Source organism: Enterococcus sp. HMSC072F02, from assembly GCF_001837725.1.
Lineage (GTDB): Bacteria > Bacillota > Bacilli > Lactobacillales > Enterococcaceae > Enterococcus_B > Enterococcus_B lactis.
The window spans coordinates 1-3162 of the sequence record NZ_KV833887.1; the positions used below are offsets into that span (position 1 = coordinate 1).

Here is a 3162-nt window from a genome sequence, read left to right on the forward strand (position 1 = left end):
TGATCTGTCTAACTTAATTTGACAATTAAGAAGATGTAAAATTTCAGAAAAATCACAACAATTGTTTAATGAACGAGTATGATCTCCGATTAAAAATCTCATATCTATCTACTTTCTTTTTGTTCTTCGTTAACTACTTACTTTTTCAACCTGAATGATGGCCGGCAATACAATTGCTCGCAATTTTATCCGCTGCTTCTGTAGGAACACCGTATTTTTTAAACTTTGCTTTTATTTCAGTTAGTTCCGGTTTTCTGACTTTTTCCATTCTGGTGTGTTTGTAGTCCATTCGGAACTATTATCCTTAATATTTGGTTATTAGTTGATAAAGTGCTATTATCCTAATTGACATAAGACGATATGGGAGATGATACGGTGGTCACATTTAGCATGCTTTTATTTTGGATTCCAGTCTGTATTGGTATCAGCTCTTTTTTTTACTTCACTAAACGTTCTAGAAAAACAGTTATATTAATGCTTTCTTTTCTTCCTACAGCAATTTTTATCATAAAAATAGTGAAATATACATTTTATCAATCGCTTTCAGCATTATTTTTTTACGTAGTTGGGTTGTTTTTATCACTTATTCTTTTCATCATTGTTTTGCGATATCTTTATAAGAATGATTAATTGTTATACATCGAAATGATTCTTGTTATCCTGAATGCTATTTTTTTAGATTTCAATTTTTTATAAATATTTTAGGTCTTGCTCTTATCTTATTTTCTAGCAATATTATAAAATTGATTGGTAACTTTCTAAAAGACGATCACTAGTTGATTGTCTTTTTTTCTGAATGTCTATGTAACTAAAAAATAAAAAAGAAGCTGTTTATCTTTTCACCTAGCGATAGTCGCTAAACTTTCCTTACCTTATTTTCTCTTCAGCAAAAAAATGGATAGAAATAAAAGTATTATGTATAATTAAATTAAAATTAAAATAATTAGAGAAGGTGAAATTATGGATGAATTCCAAATGATAAAAAGTACTCTTATGTCTATAAAAGAATATGTATCGATGATAAGTAGCTTTCCTAATGAAAGTGATAGAAACAGTGTAATAAGACAGTTTAATATTCAGTTTATAGGAAAAGAATGTAAAAAAGTTATTTCTATAGAGATTGCTAATTATTTAAAATTAGAAAATAGTATATTTAACAAATATATTCAAGAAATTGCCAAAGAACTCCACATCAAATTAGAAGGACTTCATAAGGTAAATTCTGCTACTTCGGAAGCTGATGCGTATTATATCTATCTTTGACAATAAGTAATTGATGTGTTTTAAATATGCGTAACTCCGATGTTTATAAATTAATAGACAGCAACGGAAATAGTAAAAACATACTAGGAAACAAGGATGTGAATTTCAACTCTTCATAATTGTTCTTACTATTTTTCAACCGTTGCTGTCTATCGCATTTCATCATTCTTTCAATCCGAATTAATTAGGGTACTTTATCGGCATATCTAGTATTAAACCGTCTATACCATGACTACTAGCGTAACATCTGTCTTTTTTTTCATTCCGCTCCCTCCCATTGACGAGCATCATTTTATATAGAAATCCAAGCTTACGAATAACCTCACTTGCAATAGCAACACCCTGACTTGCCACTTTATATACTTCTTCTGTAGAAACTCCGTATTCTTTTTCAAATGTTGCCTTCAGTACGTTCGATTCTTGTTTACTCGATTTATTCATTGCCGTTTTTCCAATTCTCATTAATCAATAACATTTTAAGTCGATTTTCTGAACTTATGTATCAATGATCATATAGCTTGAAACCGTTCTTATTATACTGTAGTAATCTACGTATCTAAGCAACCCTTCATTTTTGTATAAGTCTTTTATTACCGACCCCCCCTTCAATCTCATTTTTTTCTCATAATCAATGAATAATGATAAGATAAATATATTGCAAAAGAGAAAAAATAAAGGGGATATAACTTTGTTATTTATTAGTAAAATTTTATTCTGGGTTACTTGTGCATATAAAATTATTGTTCTACATTGTTTAAAAACATGGCGTAAAAAAGATTGTTTACTGATCGTCTCATCCCTCCCATTTATCTATTTCATGATTCAGATTTGGGATGATTCAGATACTGATCCCCTTTTTTTATCCAATTATTTAGTTGGTTTAGTATTTTCGATAGTATTTTTTATTTGCATACTAATTTATCTGAATACAAAAAATTAAGTTTTCCAGCTCTTAGGGCTGGCTTTTTTTGTTTCTAGTCTATTTTTTCTGAAAAAGTTACTTGAATAAATACACTTTTTGAGAGATTATAGCCAAACTATTTTTTAAAACAGCTAAGAATTTTGCGCTAACTTAAGCGACATCACTCAGTTTATACATGGATTCTTTTGACTAATCCAAAGTTGTTTCCGACTAATCCTCTGATTCCATGGCATCCAAAACATGATTAGATGGACACCTATTCTCATATTACAAATAAAATGAGAATTGAAATGGTAGATATCATGGAGAATTTTACCAACAAAAAAACCACCGGTGACATTCCGGTGGCAAACCCATGTAAATATGGTATTTTTTTCAGTATTGTCAAATAGACCTCTTACTACTTCTTACTTTCTTCTTCGTCCATTTTCAGAACGGCCATGAAGGCTTCTTTTCGCAATAATCTAACTGTACTATTCTCTATTAATCTAAGATAGTCTCTAAGCTTCTAGTATTAAAGGTTATAAAGGAACTAAATAATCTCTTCTATCTTTAGGTCATTTCAAAACACCTGAGAAAACCTCAGTCATCGGTGGCAAAATGGTGGCAATATTTTTTTGCTGCATTATTAAAAATAGTAACAAAAACTTTATCACGATCTTTCCATTTCCATCATTATCTTACCAATTTCATTTTCAATTCTATCTAGAACTCTTTGTATTTCAGATCTAACATTGTAAATATCTTCAATATACTGTTGCGCTGTATAATTATCTGGTATTTTATTATCACTAGGACTAGGGTCTTTAATTTCTAACAACCCTAATATTTGGTCGGGATACATATCAATTACCTTAAATTTCAAAGAAGATGCGTATAACCAAGATATTTTAATAGAAGGAAAGACACAATTATGGTTTAAATTTGATCCTTCGAATAGATTTATCAAAGATTTTTATAAAGTATGGGATTCAGAA

The 3162-nt window shown here is 29.6% G+C and carries 4 protein-coding genes; 2 read left to right on the forward strand and 2 right to left on the reverse strand.

Annotated elements, in window-relative coordinates:
- Positions 1–145: 145 nt before the first annotated feature.
- Positions 146–289 carry a hypothetical protein gene (locus tag HMPREF2731_RS14955; protein WP_167513731.1) on the reverse strand — a complete coding sequence of 48 codons (144 nt, stop codon included), beginning with the start codon at positions 287–289 and terminating at the stop codon, positions 146–148.
- 86 nt (positions 290–375) lie between these two features.
- Between HMPREF2731_RS14955 and HMPREF2731_RS15180 the strand changes: the two genes are divergently transcribed.
- Both HMPREF2731_RS15180 and HMPREF2731_RS00995 read left to right on the forward strand, forming a co-directional pair.
- Positions 376–630 carry a hypothetical protein gene (locus HMPREF2731_RS15180; protein ID WP_002306574.1) on the forward strand — a complete coding sequence of 85 codons (255 nt, stop codon included), beginning with the start codon at positions 376–378 and terminating at the stop codon, positions 628–630.
- A 330-nt stretch (positions 631–960) separates the two neighbouring features.
- Entirely contained in the window at positions 961–1263 is a 303-nt protein-coding gene (locus HMPREF2731_RS00995) for a hypothetical protein (protein WP_002313710.1), read from the forward strand.
- A gap of 180 nt (positions 1264–1443) precedes the next feature.
- On the opposite strand, the gene HMPREF2731_RS01000 is transcribed toward HMPREF2731_RS00995, so the two are convergent.
- The gene (locus HMPREF2731_RS01000; protein WP_002329257.1) at positions 1444–1704 is read right to left on the reverse strand and encodes a hypothetical protein; all 261 of its coding nucleotides are present in this window, start codon (positions 1702–1704) and stop codon (positions 1444–1446) included.
- Positions 1705–3162 lie beyond the last annotated feature (1458 nt).